Below are 17,698 nucleotides of genomic sequence, written 5' to 3'. Positions count from 1 at the left end.
GGGTGGGCTGGTTCACCCAGCGCCCTGGCTGGCGGCCTGCACGGCCCGGTCGACCTGGCCGAGGGCCTCACCAGTGCGGGTGGCGTCGGTGCCGCCGCCCTGGGCGAGGTCGTCCTTGCCGCCTCCGCCGCCCCCGAGGGTCTGCGCGGCGAGTCGCACGAGGGCGCCCGCCTTGATCCCCCGGTCGCGGGCGCCGGGGTTGGTGGCCACGACGATCGCCGGGCGACCGCCGGAGATCCCGGTCAGGGCGACCACGGACGGTGCCGCATCACCCAGGCGGTTGCGCAGGTCGAGCACCATGGTGCGCAGGTCGTCGGCGGTCGTGCCGTCGCCGGCGTCGTGGGTCAGGACCCGCACCCCGTCGACGTCGTGGGCGTACTCGACGAGCTTGCCGGTCGCGGCCTGCACCTGCTCGCGGCGCAGCTTCTCGAGCTCGCGCTCGGCGTCCCGGACGCGGGTCACCAGCGCGGCCACCCGCTCCTTGAGCTCGCCGGGCTGCACCTTGACGATGTCGGTGAGCTCGGCGACGAGCGCCCGCTCCTTCGCGAGGTAGTGCAATGCCTCCATGCCGACGAAGGCCTCGAGGCGACGCACGCCGGAGCCGACGCTGGACTCACCGGTGACCGTGAGGGCGCCGATCTGGCTGGAGTGGCCGACGTGGGTGCCACCGCAGAGCTCGCGCGACCAGGGGCCGCCGATCTCGATGACGCGGACCTGCTCGTCGTAGGTCTCGCCGAACAGCGCCAGGGCGCCGAACTCACGCGCCTCGGGCAGCGTCATGTACTGCGCCGAGACCGGGAGGTCCTGGCGCACCGCGAGGTTGGCCACCTCCTCGATCTCGCTGCGGGTCTCGGGCGACAGGCCCTGGCCCCAGGCGAAGTCGAGGCGCAGGTAGCCGGGCTTGTTGTAGGAGCCGGACTGCAGGGCCGTGGGGCCGAGCACCTGGCGGAGCGCGGCGTGGACCACGTGGGTGCCGGAGTGCGCCTGGCAGGCCGAGATACGCCAGTCGGCATCCACGGCGGCGGAGACGTCCTGCCCCACCCGCAGCGGGCCGGTGACGACCTCGACGGTGTGCGCGACCAGTCCCTTGACCGGACGCTGGACGTCCACCACCTTGAGGAGCGCCCCGTCGGCGGTGATCAGTCCCTCGTCGGCGACCTGGCCACCGGACTCGGCGTAGAACGGGGTGCGGTCGAGGACGACCTGACCCCGCTGGCCCGGCTCGAGCTCCTGGACGGCGGCGCCGTCGACGACGAGGCCGAGGACCTTGGCGTCGGAGGTCAGCTCCTGGTAGGCCCGCCAGTCGGTGGCACCGAGTGCGCGCAGCTCCTTCCAGACCTCGGTGTTCGCGTGCCCGCCCTTCTTGGCCTTCGCGTCGGCCTTGGCACGCTCCCGCTGCTCCTGCATCAGTCGCGTGAAGCCCTCGCGGTCGACCTCCAGCCCCTGCTCGGACGCCATCTCGAGGGTGAGGTCGATCGGGAAGCCGTAGGTGTCGTGCAGCGCGAACGCCTCGTCACCCGCGAGCGTGCTGCCCCCGGACGACTTGGTCCGCGCGACCGCGGTGTCGAGGATGGTCGTGCCCGAGGCGAGCGTGCGACGGAACGCCTCCTCCTCGGCGTAGGCGATCTGGGAGATGCGGTCGAAGCCGGCCTCGAGCTCGGGGTAGGAGTTCTTCATCCGCTCGACGGAGACCGGCAGCAGCAGCGGCAGGCTCGGCTCGTCGAACCCGAGCAGGCGCATCGAGCGCACCGCGCGGCGCAGCATCCGGCGCAGGACGTAGCCGCGACCCTCGTTGCCGGGGGTCACCCCGTCGCCGATGAGCATGAGGCTGGAGCGCACGTGGTCGGCCACCACCCGCAGCCGCACGTCGTCGGGGTGGGACTCGCTGGCCGCGTGGCCGGAGTGGGCGCCGTACTTCTTGCCGGTGAGGTCGGCCGCCCGCTCGAGGACGGGGTAGACCTCGTCGATCTCGTAGAGGTTGTCGACACCCTGGAGCAGGGTCGCCATCCGCTCCAGGCCCATGCCGGTGTCGATGTTCTTCTTCGGCAGCTCACCGGAGATGTCGAAGTCGTCCTTGGCGCGGACGGCGGACAGCTCGTACTGCATGAACACGAGGTTCCAGAACTCGAGGTAGCGGTCCTCGTCGACGGCCGGGCCGCCTTCGCGGCCGTACTCCGGGCCACGGTCGAGGTAGAGCTCGCTGCACGGCCCGCCCGGACCGGGCACGCCCATGTGCCAGTAGTTGTCGAGCTTGCCGCGGCGGGTGATCCGCTCCGCGGGCACGCCGATGGTCTTGTGCCACAGCTCGTAGGCCTCGTCGTCGTCCTCGTAGACGGTGGGCCAGATCTTGTCGGCGTCGAGGCCGTAGCCACCCTGCCCCTGCGGCGTGGTGATGAGCTCCCACGCGAACCGGATGGCGCCTTCCTTGAAGTAGTCGCCGAACGAGAAGTTCCCGTTCATCTGGAAGAAGGTGCCGTGGCGGGAGGTCTTGCCGACCTCCTCGATGTCACCGGTGCGCACGCACTTCTGCACCGACGTGGCGCGGTCCCAGAGCGGCTCCTGCTGGCCGAGGAAGTAGGGCTTGAACGGCACCATGCCGGCGTTGACGAACAGGAGGTTGGGGTCGTCGTACACCAGCGGTGACGACGGGACGATCGTGTGGCCCTTGCTCTCGTAGAACGAGAGGAAGCGGCGCCTGATCTCGGCGGTTTCCATGAAGTACTCAGTCCTTAGGCGCATGCGGGGCCACCGACGGGCCGGCATGACGAATCGTACGGGCAAACAACGGGGGTGTGCCGGGGCGGCGACGCGGGTGCGCCAGCGCCCCTACCGAGCTCGCGGGCCCGTGGGGTCGTCGAGGAGGGCGCGCGCCGACGCGGCGTCGAGCCGGGCCGCGCTCGCCTCGGGGTCGTCGGCCGTGCCGGCGTCGATGCCCAGCGCCAGGCGCAGCTCGCCCTCACGCTCGGCCATGCCCTCACGCACCGCGGCCGCGAGCTCGCGCAGGCCCTCGCCGAAGTCGGACAGGCCGTTCGCGACGCCGGCCGGCGTGTAGGCCTCGGCCGCCTTGCTGACCTTGCGCACGGCATACACACCGGCTGCGGCGCCCAGCGCCACCCAGAAGAGACGTGCCACGGTGATCAGCCCCTGCGGCGGCGACGGCCGCCTGCGTTCTTGGTGCCGCTGGCGCTCAGCGCCGAGCGGACTCCGTAGGTGAACGCCGCGACCTTCACGACGGGCGAGCCGAGGGTGGCCGCGAACAGCGAGGTGAGCGCGCTGGCGTTGGTCGTCATCGCCGACACGTTGGTGGTGATGCCGTCGACCCGCGCGAGCTGCTCGTTGGTCAGGCTGACGGTGTCGGTGAGCTTGAGCAGGGTCGGCTGCACGTTCTCCGTGGTGCTGCGCAGGCTGACCCTCGTCTCGTCGAGGATCTTGCCGGCCTTGCCGATGACGCTGCCCAGTCGGAAGACCAGGAACGCGAAGGCCAGCGCCGCGATCATGCCCGCGATGTCGCCCAAACTCACTGAATCCATGCGGGCACCCTACCCCGTGGCGCCGCAGGTCAGGAGCGGCGGATGCGCGCCTTGAGCCACTCCCAGCGCGGTCCGAGGCGCTCCTCGAACCCGCGGTCGGTCGGCCGGTAGTAGTCGGTCTTTCCCTGCAGGTCGTCCGGCAGGTAGTCCTGCTGGGCGACCCCGTCGGCCTGGTCGTGCGCGTAGACGTAGCCGTCACCGTGCCCGAGCCGGGTGGCGCCGGCATACCCGCTGCCGCGCAGGTGAGGGGGCACCAGGCCGCCCTTGCCGGCCCGCACGTCGGCGATCGCCTCGTTGATGCCGGTGTAGGCAGCGTTGCTCTTGGGTGCCAGTGCGTTGTGCACCACCGCCTGGGCGAGGATGATCCGCGCCTCGGGCATGCCGATCTGGGCGACCGCGTGCATGGCGGCGACCGCGGTCTGCAGGGCGGTGGGGTCGCCCATGCCGACGTCCTCGGACGCGGAGATGACGATGCGCCGGGCGATGAACCGTGGGTCCTCGCCGGCCTCGAGCATCCGGGCCAGGTAGTGCAGGGCGGCGTCGACGTCGGACCCGCGCATCGACTTGATCAGCGCCGAGGCCACGTCGTAGTGCTGGTCGCCGGTCTTGTCGTAGCGCACGCTCGCGAAGGCCACCGCCTGCTCGGTGTGCGCGAGCGTGATCTCCACGGGCCCCTCGTGCGAGGAGCCGGCCGGTATGCCGTCCTGCGCCACCCCGGCGGCGGCCTCCAGCGAGGTGAGGGCTCGCCGCGCGTCGCCGCCGGCGATGCGGACCAGGTGGTCGGTGGCGTCGTCGGCGAGGACGTACTCCCCGGCCAGCCCGCGCTCGTCGGTCACCGCGGAGGCCAGCACCTCGCGGACCTCCTCGTCGGAGAGCGGCGCGAGGGTGATCAGCATCGACCGGGAGAGCAGGGGGGCGATGATCGAGAACGACGGGTTCTCGGTGGTCGCCGCCACGAGGATCACCTGCCGGGTCTCGACACCGGGCAGCAACGCGTCCTGCTGGGCCTTGGTGAACCGGTGGATCTCGTCGAGGAACAGCACGGTCTGGCGGTCGTACAGGTCGCGGTCCCGCGCGGCCTGGTCCATGACCGCGCGGACGTCCTTGACCCCAGCGGTGACCGCGGACAGCTGGACGAACCGGCGGTCGGCCGCCGTCGCGACGAGGTGGGCGAGCGTGGTCTTGCCGGTGCCGGGCGGGCCCCAGATGATCGCCGACAACGGGCCGGCCGCTCCCGCGGACCCCTCGATCAGCCGCCGCAGTGGGCTGCCGGGCCGCAGGACGTCGGACTGCCCGCGGACCTCCTCGAGCGACCTGGGCCGCATGCGGACGGCGAGCGGTGGGAGGGAGGCACCCGTGGGCATGCCGTCCCCGTCCCTGGCAGCAGTGGCTGCCTCGAACAGGTCACCTCCGGCGTCGACTCCCACGACTGGCAGGCTATCCCCCGTGCCCGACGCCGCTGACCACACCGTCCAGCAGGAGGACGCCCCTGCTCACGGCGCACCCCACCCGGACCGGTCGCGCTCGGCGCTCAGTCACCTCGGCGCCGCGCTGGGCCGGCGCCCCGGGGTCGTGGTGGTCACGTGGGTGCTGCTGGTGCTGCTCGGCTTCGCCGCGGCGGGCGGGGCCTTCGGCAACGAGCGGCTGTTCGACCGGCTCACCGCGGGCGAGCCGACCGTCCCGGGCGAGAACGAGACCGGGCGCGACCTGATCGCCGACTCCGGGAGCTCGGGGTTCCAGACCATCACCGTGCGCGTCGACGGGGTGGACGTCTCCAGCCCTGCGGTCGGGCAGGCGGCGCAGCGCGCCGCCCAGCAGGTCGGCGAGCTGCCCGGGGTGACGCGGGTGGCCTCGCCGTTCGTCGTGCCGGGCGGGCTCAGGTCGCCGGCGGCAGCGACGATGCTCAAGGACGGTTCCGCCGCCTCCGACGGCTACGTCACCGTGGTGACGGTCGACAACCTGCCCGACGAGGCGGCCTTCCACGCGCTCGGGGACCAGGTCACCGCAACCGTCCGGACGGCCACGGCCGGCGAGGGGGCGACCGTGACGTCGGGGGGCGTCCGCGACCTCGTCGACGCGATCACCGGGCAGCTCGAGGTCGACCTCCGCACCGGTGAGGGCATCGCCCTGCCGGTGAGCTTCCTGGTGATGATCGTCGTGTTCGGTGGTTTCGTCGCCGCCGGCATGCCGATCTTCGGGGCGATCGCCTCCATCGCGGGAGCGCTCGCGTCGCTGCTGGGCTTCTCCTACCTCATCGACCTCGACACCACTGCCGTCAACGTGGTGACGGTCCTCGGGCTCGGCCTCTGCATCGACTACGGGCTGCTCGTCGTCAGCCGCTTCCGCGAGGAGCTGCGGGCCCGGGCGGCCGGCCTCCCGGTCGCGCAGATCCCCCGCTCGATGGTGGTGGACGCCGTGGCCCGCACCGTCGACTCGGCCGGCCGCACCGTGGTCTTCTCGGGCCTCACCGTGGCCATCTCGCTCGGTGGCCTGCTCGTCTTCCAGTCGCCGCTGATGAAGGGCATCGGCGCGGCCGGCGTCTCGGTCGTCGTCATCGCGGTCCTCGTCGCGCTCACCCTGGTGCCCGCCCTGTGCGTGCTCGGGGCCCGTCGGCTGCTGCGCCGCGGCACCGAGCAGGCGCCGGAGCACGGGGTCTTCTCGCGGCTGGCGCAGTGGGTCCACCGGTTCCCGGTCCCGATCATCGTCGTCGTCGCGACCGCCCTGCTGGCGCTCGCTGCTCCGGCGCTCGACCTGCGGCTCACCTCGTCGGGGGCGCAGCTGCTCCCCGTGTCGGCCCCCGAACGGGTCTTCTTCGACGGGTTGGCCGAGGACTACCCCGTGCTGGGTGGGGCCGACGTGACCGTCGTCGCCAAGGCGCCGCTCGCCCAGGCGCAGCGGTATGCCGCGGACCTGCGGCTCCCGGAGGGCGGCCGGGTCCTCGACGTCACGACGTTGCAGGGCCCCGGCCGCAGCGGGTCGGCCCCGAGCCTGGTCCGGATCGACGTGCCGGGTGGTCCTCTCGAGCAGCCGGCGCGCGACCTGGTCGACCAGCTCCGCGACCAGCGCCCGGCCTTCGACACCTACGTGGTCGGGCCGGCGTCCGGCCTCAAGGACTTCACCGACTCGATGTGGGATCGGGCGCCCTACGCCTTCGCCCTGGTCGCCCTCGCCACCCTGGTCCTGCTGTTCCTGATGACGGGGTCGGTCGTGATCCCCGTCAAGGCACTGCTGCTCAACGTGGTCTCCCTCGGGGCGTCGCTCGGCATCGTCGTGCTGGTCTTCCAGAAGGGCCACCTGGAGGGGCTGCTCGGGTTCGCCTCGGTGGGAGCCGTCGAGTCCACCATCCCGTTGCTGGTGCTGGCGTTCGGGTTCGGGCTCTCGATGGACTACGAGGTGTTCCTGCTGTCGCGCATCGTCGAGCTGCACGAGCGGGGCTACTCCAACGACGACGCCGTGGTCGTGGGGCTGCAGCGCTCGGGTCGCATCATCACCTCGGCCGCCCTGCTCGTGGTCATCGTGTTCTCCGGCTTCGTGGCCGGCCAGCTGCTCATCATCAAGGAGACCGGCGTCGGGCTGGCCACCGCCGTCGCCCTCGATGCCACCCTCGTGCGCATGCTGCTGGTGCCCGCCACCATGACTCTCCTCGGCGACTGGAACTGGTGGGCACCCACGCGGCTGCGCGGCCTGCACGCGCGGTTCGGGATCACCGAGTGACCGCGGCGCTGCGGCTGCTCCGGACCCACGAGGCGGCGCTCGAGGCGAGCGGCGGCAGCGCGTTCGTGCGCTACGACGTGCCCTCGCCGCTCGAGGGTGACGGCTTCGCCCTCGGCCGGGCCCTGGCCCTCCCCCGCCGCACCCGCACCCGACGCCTCGGGCTGCTCGTGCTCGGCCCGCCGGAGGACGTCGATCCCCTGGTCGGCGCCATCCTCGGACGAGACCTGCTCGACCCCGAGGTGCGGTCCGTCACCGTGCAGCGCGGGTTGCTCGACGCGGTCGCCCGCCACGTGCGGCTGCAGGAGGGCACCGAGTGGGAGTGGCTCTGCACCACCACTGCCCCGCCCGAGGTCGCGGCCGAGTCCCGGCTGCTGCCCCTGACCAGCGGCCACCAGCAGGAGATCGAAGCCCTGCTGGCCGCTGCCAACCCCCGCAGCGACGCCCGCCCGTTCCACGACCCCGGACAGCACTGGGTCGGGGTGCGCGACGACCACGGCCGGCTGGTCGCCTGCGGCGTCCGGGAGCGCAGCCTCGCCGGTCACCCGATGCTGTCCGGGATCACCGTCGACCCCGCGCAGCGGGGACTCGGGCTGGGGCTGGCCGTCACGGCACACCTCACCCGTCGGGCGGTCGAGGACGACGGCGTCTGCACGCTCGGCATGTACTCCCACAACGCCGTCGCGCGGCGGCTCTACCTCGGGCTGGGCTACGGCGACGTGCACGAGTGGTCGAGCCGCCGCTTCTCCGACTGAGGTCACGCGGGCGTGGCCCGGTGCGCCGGAGCCAGGTCACCCCGACCTGCGGGAACGGCCACGTTGTGCCTACATTCGTGCTGACCCACCAACACCGCTGACCCTGCACCCCCGGCGAGAGGACTGACATGCCCACCCTGTCCAACGGCGACGTCGAGATCCACTACGAGGACACCGGCGGCTCGGGCCGCCCCGTCGTCCTCGTCCACGGCTGGCCGCTCAGCGGTGCCTCGTGGAACCTGGTCGCCCCCGCGCTGACGGAGGCCGGCTACCGGACCATCACCTACGACCGGCGCGGCTTCGGGGAGTCGGACAAGCCCGGTGAGGCCTCCGGGTACGACTACGACACCCTCACCACAGACCTCGACGCCCTCCTGCGCGAGCTGGACCTCACCGACGTGACCCTGGTGGGCTTCTCGATGGGCGGCGGCGAGGTGGCCAGGTATGTCGGCACCCACGGCGAGGAGCGGGTGCACAGCGTGGTCTTCGCCGGCGCGATCCCGCCGTTCCTCCTCAAGGACGAGGACGAGAACCCCGGTGGTGGCCTCGACCGCGAGACGGCGGCCGGCTTCCAGGCGGCGCTCAGCCAGGACCGTGCCGGTTTCCTCGACGGGTTCATGACCAACTTCTTCTCCGCCGGGGGCGTGCTCAAGGTCACCGAGGAGCAACGCCAGGAGGCCCTGGGCCTCGCCGCCCAGGCCGACCTGCACGCGGCGGTGGCGTGCATCCAGTCATGGCTCACCGACTTCCGCGCTGACCTGGCCCGGATCACGGTGCCGACCCTCGTCATCCACGGCGACTCCGACGCCATCGTCCCCGTGGAGGTCTCCGGGCGGAAGACCCACGAGGAGGTCGACGGCAGCGAGCTGGTGATCGTCGCGGACGGTCCGCACGGCATCATCACCAGCCACCCCGAGGAGTTCAACGCGGCCCTCGTCGGCTTCTTGGCGAAGTAGCCCCACGTCGTCGCTCGGCTCAGGCGAAGGGTCGCTGTCCTGCTACGCCCGGAAGTCCTCCGGGGTGTAGCTGCTCTCCTCGACGAGCACCAGCCAGTTGCCGGAGTTGTCCCGGCACAGCGCCTCGGTTCCGTAGGGACGCTTGGACGGCGGCTGGATGAACTCGACGCCCTTGGCGCTGAGCTCCTCGTAGGTCTTCTGGCAGTCGTCGACGCTCAGGCCGAGGCCGTTCATGCCGCCCTCGTCCTGCGCGCGCCTGATGGCCTCGACCATCTCCGGGGCCAGGGGCGGACCGGGCACCGCGAGGTTGACGTTCAGCTCGGGCTGCTTCGGGTGCACGACGGTGCACCAGCGATAGCCGTCGCCGAGGGTGATGTCGTCCTTGGGCTCGAAGCCGAGGACGTCGGTGTAGAAGGCCAGGGCCTCGTCCTGGTCCTTCACGAACACGCTGACGATGGAGATGTTGGTGATCATGGGTCGACCCTAGGAGGGGGTCGGCTCGTCGTGCTTCTCCTCGATTGCGGGGTCCCGCTTCTCCGCCAGGCCCCACATGAACACGAAGCACCCGGGGATGTGCGGCGCCCCGGCGGCATACCGGCGCTGGAAGTCGCTCGGGCTCTCGCCGACCACCGCCCGGAACCGGCTGCTGAACGAGCCGAGGCTCGTGAACCCGACCGCGTGGCACACCTCGGTGACGGTGAGGTTGGTGGCGCGCAGCAGGTCCTGGGCGCGCTCGATCCGCCGCTGCGACAGGTACTCCCCCGGCGTCACGCCATAGGTGGCCTTGAACAGTCGCAGGAAGTGGTACTTGCTGAGCCCGGCCACGGCCGCCAGCGAGTCGACGTCGACCTGCTCGGCGTAGCACCGGTCGGCGTGGTCGCGCGCTCGGCGCAGGTGCACGAGCACGTCGCCCGGAGCCCGCAGTGCCTGGTCACCCACGAGCCCATTCTGCCGGTGGTGGACTGCGCCGTTTGCAGACTAGGCAGAACGCCGGATCTGCCCGGCCCGCCCGGCTCCTACGCTCGTCCTCACCCACCCAGTTGCTCGCAGGGGGCTCGAAAGGACGTCCGATGCGATCATCTGCCCGCCTGACCGTTGCAGCCGCGCTCACCCTCCCCCTTGCCGTCGTCTCCGTCGTGCCTGCCTCCGCAGCTCCGGCCCGGGCCGGGCTCGTCACCGTGCAGTGCGGGTCGACCCTCTACCAGACCTGGGTCAACGGAAACGGCGCGTTCACCCCTGCCCACGACCTCGGCAGCACCAGCACGCTCATCCCGTTGGCGTTCGGGCCCAGCACCTTCACGGTCACCGACCCGAACGGCGTCGTCGTCGACTCGGGGACCGACCCCGGAGCTGCGAAGGGGCAGTCCGCGAACGCAGCCGGAGCCCAGTGGTGCACCTTCTGGTTCAGTGACACCGATGAGGACGGCTTCACCTTCTCGGTGTCGGGCACGGTCCTCGGAAAGAAGACGCCGATCGGCTGACCAGAGCGAGCGCCGTTCCCTAGCGGACCGCGCCGGAGCGGGCGAGGGCCTCCTGCGCCGCGGCGAAGAAGGCGACGGCCCAGGGCTCGTGCGGCTGCGGGATGTCTGCGGCCAGCTGCTCGAGCCCGCCCGGCCGTCCCGGCACCGCGTAGCGCCGGGAGGTGAGGTCGTCGCGGTTGAGCTCCACCACGCGGTGCGCCACCGCGACGGGGTCGCGCTGGGTGATGGCGCCGCGCAGGTGCAGGCCCGACCACACCTCGTCGAAGTCCTGGAGGCCGTTGAAGAAGTTGCGGATCAGCACCCAGAAGACGAAGTCGATCGTCTCGTCGGTCCAGCCGTGCACCCGCACGATGCCCGGGACGGTCTCGCCGACGAAGGTGTACTCGTGCTCCCTGTCGACCACGCGGCCGTAGGCCATCAGGGTCGGCAGGGTGCTGGTGTCGAGCACCCCGAGCCAGCGCACCGCCCGCGACAGCAGGCCGACTCCCGCGGCGCTGTCCGAGTAGAGGAACGCGCTGCGGGCCATCGCGTCCGCGGCCGTCTCGACGAGGTGCCGCAGCGCCGGGAGGGCGGCCGGCAGCTCCAGTCCGACGCGGTCGAAGAACTCGCCCTCGGTCATCAGCCGGCCCTCGACCGCGAAGCGCAGCACGATCGCGGAGTCCTCCGCGCGCTCCGCGAGGTCAGGCGTCAGCTCGGCGGTGAGTGCGTGGATCGCCTCCGTCACGCCGGCGATGGTCCACGCGGGGACGGTGATGGTGATCAGGTTGCTGCGCTCGCCGGCCGATGGTCCGGCCGGACCGACCGGAGCGCCGGGGGCGAGCGGCGTGGCCTGGCTCGCCGGCACGCCCTGGCTCGCCGCCGCGCCGTGGGTCGCCGCCGCGCCCTGGGTCGCTGCCGGGCCGGGGACCCAGCAGTCGCGCTCGACCGGGACCATGGCGGGGTGCATCACCTCGACCGACGGTGCGCCGTCGAGGATCGCCGCGCCGTCGCCGAAGGTCTCGCGGGCCCGACGGTCCGGCAGGCCCTCGAGGTGGTGGGTGTACTCCGCGCACGGCACCCACGTGTTGGGCATCAGGCCCTTGCGCTCCAGCCACAGCCGGGGCGACGCGGACCCGTCGAGTCCCACACAGGTGTGGAACCCGTTGGTCCGCACCCAGAAGGCCTGGCCATCGGGTTGCCACGCCGCGAAGTCGGCCCAGCCGTCCGCCAAGGAGTCCAGGTCGTCCACCGCCGCACGGACCATCCGCTCGTCCCCCTGGAACCACGCGGGGTAGGCCGTGGGCGGCGGCCCGTCGTCCTCCGGACCACCGCCGTGCTCGAGGAGCGTGTAGGCGATCGCGTCCCAGTGCGCCTGCCGCTGGGCGACGGCGTACCGGCGGTCCGCGCCGCGGAAGTAGCCCATCGCGTCGGGCATGTCCTCGACCGACAGCCATGCCACCACCACCCGACCGAGGAACCTGGCCGGGTCGACCTCCCACAGCTGGTAGCACAGCCCGTAGCGACGCTCGACGGCGACGGGCGCGGTCTTCGCGCGACCGAGCAACCCCTTGGGCGCAGCACCGCCGGTGCCCAGGATCGGCACCTCGTCCACCGCCACCCGGGTGATGTCCTTGCGCACGGCATGGCGACCTTCGGGGCTCGGGATGAGGACAGGCGTCCGGACCATGCGCGGAGCCTAACTTTCGGGCGCCGGTCCTGGCGGCGGTTCCACCCAGTCCACCGTGGCTCGCCGCGAATTTCGGCCAATCGGCCGACTTCCGAGTGGTCACGAGCCTCCGCGTCCCGTGGTCTCGGGCAGTTGGCCGACTTCCCGGCCAACCAGAGATGGGTATGCCGCCCGCTCGGGCGAGCGGGCGGCATACCGATCGGGTGTGGTGGGGCTCAGGCCCCGGCGCCAACCTTCGCCTCGGCGGGCTCGGGCTCGGCGTCGACGCCGGCCTCCTTGCGCTGCTCGGGCGTGATCGCCGCGGGTGCCGCGGTCAGCGGGTCGTAGCCGCCACCGGACTTGGGGAAGGCGATGACGTCGCGGATCGACTCGGTGCCGGCGAGCAGCGAGACGATCCGGTCCCAGCCGAACGCGATGCCACCGTGCGGCGGCGCGCCGAAGGCGAAGGCGTCGAGCAGGAAGCCGAACTTCTCCTGCGCCTCCTCCTCGGACAGGCCCATCACCGCGAACACGCGCTCCTGCACGTCGCGGCGGTGGATACGGATCGACCCGCCACCGATCTCGTTGCCGTTGCAGACCATGTCGTAGGCGTACGCGAGCGCCGGACCCGGGTCGGTGTCGAAGCTGTCGAGGAACTCGGCCTTGGGCGAGGTGAACGCGTGGTGCACCGCGGTCCAGGCGCCGGCACCGACGGCCACGTCACCGGCGGCGACCGCCTCGGACGACGGCTCGAACAGCGGGGCGTCGAGCACCCAGAGGAACGACCAGGCGTCCTCGTCGATGAGCTCGCAGCGACGGCCGATCTCCAGCCGGGCCGCACCGAGCAGGGCGCGCGAGGACTTGGTGGGGCCGGCGCCGAAGAAGACGCAGTCGCCGGGCTGGGCACCGACGTGGCCGGCGAGGCCGTCGCGCTCGGCGTCACTGAGGTTCTTGGCGACCGGGCCACCGAGGGTGCCGTCCTCCTGGACCAGCACGTAGGCCAGGCCCTTGGCGCCGCGGCTCTTGGCCCAGTCCTGCCAGGCGTCGAGCTGCTTGCGCGGCTGCGAGGCCCCACCGGGCATGACGACGGCGCCGACGTACTCGGCCTGGAACACCCGGAACTGCGTGTCGGCGAAGTAGTCGGTGCACTCGACCAGCTCGTTCCCGAACCGCAGGTCGGGCTTGTCGGAGCCGAACCGGCGCATCGCGTCGGCATAGGTCATCTGGAGGAACGGCGTCTGCAGCTCGACCCCGATCAGCTTCCAGACCTCCTTGACGATCTCCTCGCCGAGCTCGAGCACGTCGGCCTGCTCGACGAACGACATCTCGATGTCGAGCTGGGTGAACTCGGGCTGGCGGTCGGCGCGGAAGTCCTCGTCGCGGTAGCAACGCGCGATCTGGTAGTAGCGCTCCATGCCGGCGACCATGAGCAGCTGCTTGAACAGCTGGGGGCTCTGCGGCAGGGCGTACCAGGAGCCGGGCGCCAGGCGTGCGGGCACGAGGAAGTCGCGGGCGCCCTCGGGCGTGGAGCGGGTCAGGGTCGGCGTCTCGATCTCGACGAAGTCACGCGCGCCGAGCACCGACCGAGCGGCCGCGTTGACCCGCGAGCGCAGCCGGATGGCCGCGCCCGCCGAGGAGGCCCCGGGGCGACGCAGGTCGAGGTAGCGGTGCTTGAGACGCGCCTCCTCGCCGACCGTCACCCGCTCGTCGATCTGGAACGGCAGCGGCGCCGAGGCGTTGAGGACCTCGATCGAGCTCGCGACGACCTCGACCTCACCGGTGGGCAGGTCGGGGTTGACGTTGTGCTCGCTGCGGGCGACGACCTCGCCGGTCGCCCGGATGCAGTACTCGTTGCGCAGGTCGTGGGCCGCACCGGTGAGGACCTCGTCCCGCGCCACGACCTGGACGATCCCGCTGGCATCGCGCACGTCGAGGAAGGCCACTCCGCCGTGATCGCGCCGACGAGCGACCCAGCCCGTGAGCGTGACGGTCTGACCGGCGTGGTCGGCACGCAGGGTGCCAGCCTCATGGGTGCGGAGCACGAGAGATCCTTCGTTTCAGTCGGGTGGTGAACCCGGCCATCCTACGGACCGGCCCACGCGGCATACGAATCGGTTGTCGGTGCGCTCAGGGCGTCAGCCCACGTCGCCATCCACATAGACCCAGCGCCCGGCTCGCTTCACGAACCGGCTCCGCTCGTGCAGCACGCCGTCGGCGTGGGCCGCCTCGAACTCCACCTCACCGACCGAGTCGCTGTCGCGGCCGTCCGCGGTCTCGAGCACGGTCAGTCGTTGCCAGGCCGGGCCGCCGGACGCGTCCAGCTCGCTCGGCCGGGTGCGCGGGTGCCACGTGCGCAGGAGGTATGCCGCGTCGTGGACGACGTAGGCGCTGTACCGGCTGCGCATCAGCCGCACCGCGGAGTCGGCGTGGGCCACGCCTTCGTGCAACGGACGGCAGCACGCCGCGTAGGTCAGGCCGGTGCCGCACGGGCAGGCGTCGGCGCAGGCGGGGTCGTGGGCGACCACCCCGAACGCGCTCACGACGAACTCGACGGGAGGAAGCAGAACTCGTTGCCGGAGGGGTCCTGGAGCGAGGTCCACGGCAGGTCGCCCCAGTCGTGGTCGATCCGCACGGCGCCGAGGGCCTCGACCCGCTCGAGCACGGCGGCCAGGTCGTCCCCGGCCTCGAGCCGCAGGTCGAGGTGGAGCTGGTTCTTGCCCGCCTTGGGCTCGTCGGCCACGAGGAACTCCAGGATCGGACCGCGGCCCGAGGGGTCACGCAGCGACTGGGGCGCCGTGCCGGCGTACTCCTGCCAGCCGGTGAGCCCCGCCCAGAAGGCCGCGTCGCGCGCCGGGTCGTCGCCCAGGACCGGGATCGCCGCGATCGGGCCGGTGTCCCGGTAGGCCTCGCGCTCCTCCATCACGCAGAACGGGTGGCCCTCGGGGTCGGCCAGCACCACCCAGGGCACGTCGCCCTGACCGATGTCGAGGGGGGTGGCGCCGAGGTCGAGCAGCCGCTGCACGGTGGCGGCCTGGTCACCACCGGCGTGCAGGTCGAGGTGGAGCCGGGGCGAGGGCAGCCGTGGGTCGGAGACCTGCTGGAAGCAGAGGTCGAGGGTCGGCCCGCCGTCCACCGACAGCCGGGTCTCGACGATGTCGGGCTCGTCGGTCAGGGTCTGCGTGCCCAGGGCCTGCTCCCAGAAGTGCCCCCGCACCTGGGGCTGGGCAGCATCGAAGACGAGGTTCTCGAGAAACATGCGACCGACCCTACGCGCGGTGGCCGGGCCAGGGCGCGTCCACCGGTCGCACGGTGGCCCAGTCCTGGTCCCGCGCCGCGAGGGCCGCGAGCACGGCGATGCCGAGGGTGGCGTTGTGCACCCGTCCGGCGAGGAACGCGTCGCGGGCCTCCTCGAGGCTCACCCAGCGCAGCGGCATACCCAGCTCCTCGCCGTCGCGCTCATGTCGATCGTGGTCGGGCACCGCGGTGAGGTCGCGGGCCAGGTAGATCCGCAGCACCTCGTCGAGGCCGCCGGGCGAGCTGACGTAGTCGGCGAGCACGTGCCACGTGCCGGCCACCAGGTCGGCCTCCTCGTGCAGCTCGCGAGCGGCGCCGACGTGCGGCGGCTCACCGTGGACGTCGAGCAGCCCGGCGGGGATCTCCCACTCGTACGCCCGCACGGGGTGGCGGTACTGCTGGATGAGGCAGATCCAGCCCTGGTCGTCGAGGGCCGCCACGGCCACCGCGCCGGTGTGCCGGACGTACTCACGGGTGACCTCGCCGGCTGCGCCGAGGTCGACGCGGTCGCGGACGACGTCCCAGACGAGGCCGTGCATCGCCACCTCGGAGTGCCGCACGGGGAGGTCGGCGTAGCGGTCGGCCAGCTCCTCCCCCTCGGACCCCTGCGTCACGCCGTGGCGTCCGCCGTGCTGCGCGGGCGCTCCACCTCGACGAGGCGCGCGGCGCGCTGGGCGTCGATCGCGGCCTCCACGAGGCCGGCGAAGAGCGGGTGGGCCCGGTGCGGGCGCGACTTGAACTCCGGGTGGGCCTGCGTCGAGACGTAGTAGGGGTGCACCTCGCGGGGCAGCTCGACGAACTCGACGAGGTTCTTGTCCGGGGACAGCCCGGAGAAGACCAGGCCGGCGGCCTCGAGCTCCTCGCGGTAGCTGTTGTTGACCTCGTAGCGGTGCCGGTGCCGCTCGTCGACGGCGACCGCGCCGTAGGCCTCGGCGACGACCGAGCCCTCGGTCAGCTTGGCCGGGTAGGAACCGAGCCGCATGGTGCCACCGAGGTCACCGGCCCCCTCGACGAAGGCCTTCTGCTCCTCCATGGTCGCGATGACCGGGGCCGGGGTGTTCGGGTCGAACTCGGTCGAGCTGGCGCCCTCGATGCCCGCGACGTTCCGGGCGTACTCGATGACCATGCACTGCAGGCCGAGGCAGATGCCGAGCGTGGGCACCTGCCTCTCGCGGGCCCACTTCAGGGCCCCGAGCTTGCCCTCGATGCCACGCACGCCGAACCCACCGGGCACCAGCACCGCATCGACCCCGCCGAGCGCCTTCTGTGCGCCGGACTCGGTCTGGCACTCGTCGCTGGCGACCCAGCGGATCGAGACCTTGGCGTCGTGGTGGAAGCCGCCGGCGCGCATCGCCTCGGTGACCGAGAGGTAGGCGTCGGGCAGGTCGATGTACTTGCCGACCAACGCGATCTCGACGGTGTGCTCCGGGCTGTGCACGCGACGCAGGAGCTCGTCCCAGTCGTGCCAGTTCACGTCGCGGAAGTTGAGGCCGAGCCGGCGGATCACGTAGGCGTCGAGGCCCTCCTTGTGCAGCACCTTCGGGATGTCGTAGATGCTCGGGGCGTCGACCGCCGCGGCGCAGGCCTCGGTGTCGACGTCGCACATCAGCGAGATCTTGCGCTTGATGCCGTCGGGGATCTCACGGTCGGCCCGCAGCACGAGGCCGTCGGGCTGGATGCCGACCTGGCGCAGCGCGGCCACCGAGTGCTGGGTGGGCTTGGTCTTCAGCTCGCCGCTCGGGGCGAGGTAGGGCACCAGCGAGACGTGCAGGAAGAACACGTTGTCCCGCCCGACGTCGTGGCGCACCTGCCGGGCTGCCTCGAGGAACGGCAGGGACTCGATGTCGCCGACCGTGCCGCCGATCTCGGTGATGATGATGTCGGGAGCCTCACTCGGCTTGACCCCGGGGCTGCCGGCGGCCTGCGCCCGCATCCGTTCCTTGATCTCGTTGGTGATGTGGGGGATGACCTGGACGGTGTCGCCGAGGTACTCCCCCCGCCGCTCCTTGGCGATGACCTGGTTGTAGATCTGCCCGGTCGTGACGTTCGCCTTGCCCACGAGGTTGCTGTCGAGGAACCGCTCGTAGTGACCGATGTCGAGGTCGGTCTCCGCACCGTCGTCGGTCACGAAGACCTCGCCGTGCTGGAAGGGGTTCATCGTGCCCGGATCCACATTGAGATAGGGATCGAGCTTCTGCATCGTGACCCGCAGACCGCGGGCCCGGAGCAGATGTCCGAGGCTTGAGGCCGTCAGGCCCTTGCCGAGTGAGGAGGCAACGCCCCCGGTTACGAAGATGTGTTTCGTCTGCTCCACCACGGGGTTCAA

Annotated in this window: 16 protein-coding genes; 4 read left to right on the top strand and 12 right to left on the bottom strand. The window is 71.9% G+C overall.

Features of this window, described 5'->3' with window-relative positions:
* Positions 1-12: 12 nt before the first annotated feature.
* The 4 genes from alaS to ASG95_RS09385 form a co-directional block, all read right to left on the bottom strand.
* Entirely contained in the window at positions 13-2,715 is a 2,703-nt protein-coding gene (gene alaS, locus ASG95_RS09400; protein WP_057377274.1) for an alanine--tRNA ligase, read from the bottom strand.
* 111 nt (positions 2,716-2,826) lie between these two features.
* The gene (locus ASG95_RS09395) at positions 2,827-3,132 is read right to left on the bottom strand and encodes a DUF6167 family protein (protein ID WP_057377273.1); all 306 of its coding nucleotides are present in this window, start codon (positions 3,130-3,132) and stop codon (positions 2,827-2,829) included.
* Between the two features lie 5 nt (positions 3,133-3,137).
* On the bottom strand, positions 3,138-3,521 hold the full coding sequence (locus tag ASG95_RS09390; RefSeq protein WP_056923355.1) for a DUF948 domain-containing protein: 384 nt from the start codon (positions 3,519-3,521) through the stop codon (positions 3,138-3,140).
* Between the two features lie 38 nt (positions 3,522-3,559).
* Positions 3,560-4,894 (bottom strand): replication-associated recombination protein A, encoded by a 1,335-nt coding sequence (locus tag ASG95_RS09385; protein WP_056923768.1) that lies wholly within the window; start codon positions 4,892-4,894, stop codon positions 3,560-3,562.
* A gap of 82 nt (positions 4,895-4,976) precedes the next feature.
* Between ASG95_RS09385 and ASG95_RS09380 the strand changes: the two genes are divergently transcribed.
* The 3 genes from ASG95_RS09380 to ASG95_RS09370 all read left to right on the top strand — a co-directional run bounded on the left by ASG95_RS09380 (position 4,977) and on the right by ASG95_RS09370 (position 8,952).
* Positions 4,977-7,244, top strand: a complete 2,268-nt coding sequence (locus tag ASG95_RS09380) for an MMPL family transporter (RefSeq protein ID WP_235543673.1) — start codon at positions 4,977-4,979, stop codon at positions 7,242-7,244.
* Positions 7,241-7,996: a GNAT family N-acetyltransferase gene (locus tag ASG95_RS21590; protein ID WP_056923356.1), complete on the top strand. Its 756-nt coding sequence runs from the start codon at positions 7,241-7,243 to the stop codon at positions 7,994-7,996. The genes ASG95_RS09380 and ASG95_RS21590 overlap by 4 nt, the downstream gene beginning before the upstream one ends.
* 128 nt (positions 7,997-8,124) lie before the next feature.
* The gene (locus ASG95_RS09370; protein WP_056923357.1) at positions 8,125-8,952 is read left to right on the top strand and encodes an alpha/beta fold hydrolase; all 828 of its coding nucleotides are present in this window, start codon (positions 8,125-8,127) and stop codon (positions 8,950-8,952) included.
* Positions 8,953-8,994: 42 nt separating this feature from the next.
* Here ASG95_RS09370 and ASG95_RS09365 read toward each other — a convergent pair whose 3' ends face one another.
* The gene (locus tag ASG95_RS09365) at positions 8,995-9,426 is read right to left on the bottom strand and encodes a VOC family protein (protein WP_056923358.1); all 432 of its coding nucleotides are present in this window, start codon (positions 9,424-9,426) and stop codon (positions 8,995-8,997) included.
* Between the two features lie 9 nt (positions 9,427-9,435).
* Positions 9,436-9,891: a helix-turn-helix domain-containing protein gene (locus ASG95_RS09360; protein WP_056923359.1), complete on the bottom strand. Its 456-nt coding sequence runs from the start codon at positions 9,889-9,891 to the stop codon at positions 9,436-9,438.
* Between the two features lie 131 nt (positions 9,892-10,022).
* Between ASG95_RS09360 and ASG95_RS09355 the strand changes: the two genes are divergently transcribed.
* Positions 10,023-10,433, top strand: a complete 411-nt coding sequence (locus ASG95_RS09355) for a hypothetical protein (RefSeq protein WP_056923360.1) — start codon at positions 10,023-10,025, stop codon at positions 10,431-10,433.
* A 19-nt stretch (positions 10,434-10,452) separates the two neighbouring features.
* On the opposite strand, the gene ASG95_RS09350 is transcribed toward ASG95_RS09355, so the two are convergent.
* The 6 genes from ASG95_RS09350 to ASG95_RS09325 all read right to left on the bottom strand — a co-directional run bounded on the left by ASG95_RS09350 (position 10,453) and on the right by ASG95_RS09325 (position 17,689).
* Positions 10,453-12,099 (bottom strand): hypothetical protein, encoded by a 1,647-nt coding sequence (locus tag ASG95_RS09350; protein WP_157581886.1) that lies wholly within the window; start codon positions 12,097-12,099, stop codon positions 10,453-10,455.
* 215 nt (positions 12,100-12,314) lie between these two features.
* A complete protein-coding gene (gene aspS / locus ASG95_RS09345; protein ID WP_057377272.1) occupies positions 12,315-14,120 on the bottom strand; it encodes an aspartate--tRNA ligase in 1,806 nt (601 codons plus the stop codon).
* Between the two features lie 93 nt (positions 14,121-14,213).
* A complete protein-coding gene (locus tag ASG95_RS09340) occupies positions 14,214-14,618 on the bottom strand; it encodes a YchJ family protein (protein ID WP_235543671.1) in 405 nt (134 codons plus the stop codon).
* Positions 14,615-15,334, bottom strand: a complete 720-nt coding sequence (locus tag ASG95_RS09335) for a VOC family protein (RefSeq protein WP_057377271.1) — start codon at positions 15,332-15,334, stop codon at positions 14,615-14,617. The genes ASG95_RS09340 and ASG95_RS09335 overlap by 4 nt, the downstream gene beginning before the upstream one ends.
* A 10-nt stretch (positions 15,335-15,344) precedes the next feature.
* The gene (locus ASG95_RS09330; RefSeq protein WP_057377270.1) at positions 15,345-15,986 is read right to left on the bottom strand and encodes an NUDIX hydrolase; all 642 of its coding nucleotides are present in this window, start codon (positions 15,984-15,986) and stop codon (positions 15,345-15,347) included.
* Positions 15,983-17,689: a CTP synthase gene (locus tag ASG95_RS09325; protein WP_056923771.1), complete on the bottom strand. Its 1,707-nt coding sequence runs from the start codon at positions 17,687-17,689 to the stop codon at positions 15,983-15,985. The genes ASG95_RS09330 and ASG95_RS09325 overlap by 4 nt, the downstream gene beginning before the upstream one ends.
* Positions 17,690-17,698 lie beyond the last annotated feature (9 nt).

The sequence above is a fragment of the Phycicoccus sp. Soil803 genome (assembly GCF_001429685.1).
Taxonomy (GTDB): domain Bacteria; phylum Actinomycetota; class Actinomycetes; order Actinomycetales; family Dermatophilaceae; genus Pedococcus.
This window is presented reverse-complemented; position numbering and strand designations above follow the sequence as displayed.

Bases quoted from the DNA above. Each gene is read 5' to 3' on its own strand.
- ASG95_RS09355 (WP_056923360.1), top strand. From the start codon at position 10,023: ATGCGATCATCTGCCCGCCTGACCGTTGCAGCCGCGCTCACCCTCCCC.
- ASG95_RS09370 (WP_056923357.1), top strand. From the start codon at position 8,125: ATGCCCACCCTGTCCAACGGCGACGTCGAGATCCACTACGAGGACACC.
- ASG95_RS09335 (WP_057377271.1), bottom strand. From the start codon at position 15,334: ATGTTTCTCGAGAACCTCGTCTTCGATGCTGCCCAGCCCCAGGTGCGG.
- ASG95_RS09385 (WP_056923768.1), bottom strand. From the start codon at position 4,894: ATGCCCACGGGTGCCTCCCTCCCACCGCTCGCCGTCCGCATGCGGCCC.
- alaS (WP_057377274.1), bottom strand. From the start codon at position 2,715: ATGGAAACCGCCGAGATCAGGCGCCGCTTCCTCTCGTTCTACGAGAGC.
- ASG95_RS09350 (WP_157581886.1), bottom strand. From the start codon at position 12,099: ATGGTCCGGACGCCTGTCCTCATCCCGAGCCCCGAAGGTCGCCATGCC.
- ASG95_RS09365 (WP_056923358.1), bottom strand. From the start codon at position 9,426: ATGATCACCAACATCTCCATCGTCAGCGTGTTCGTGAAGGACCAGGAC.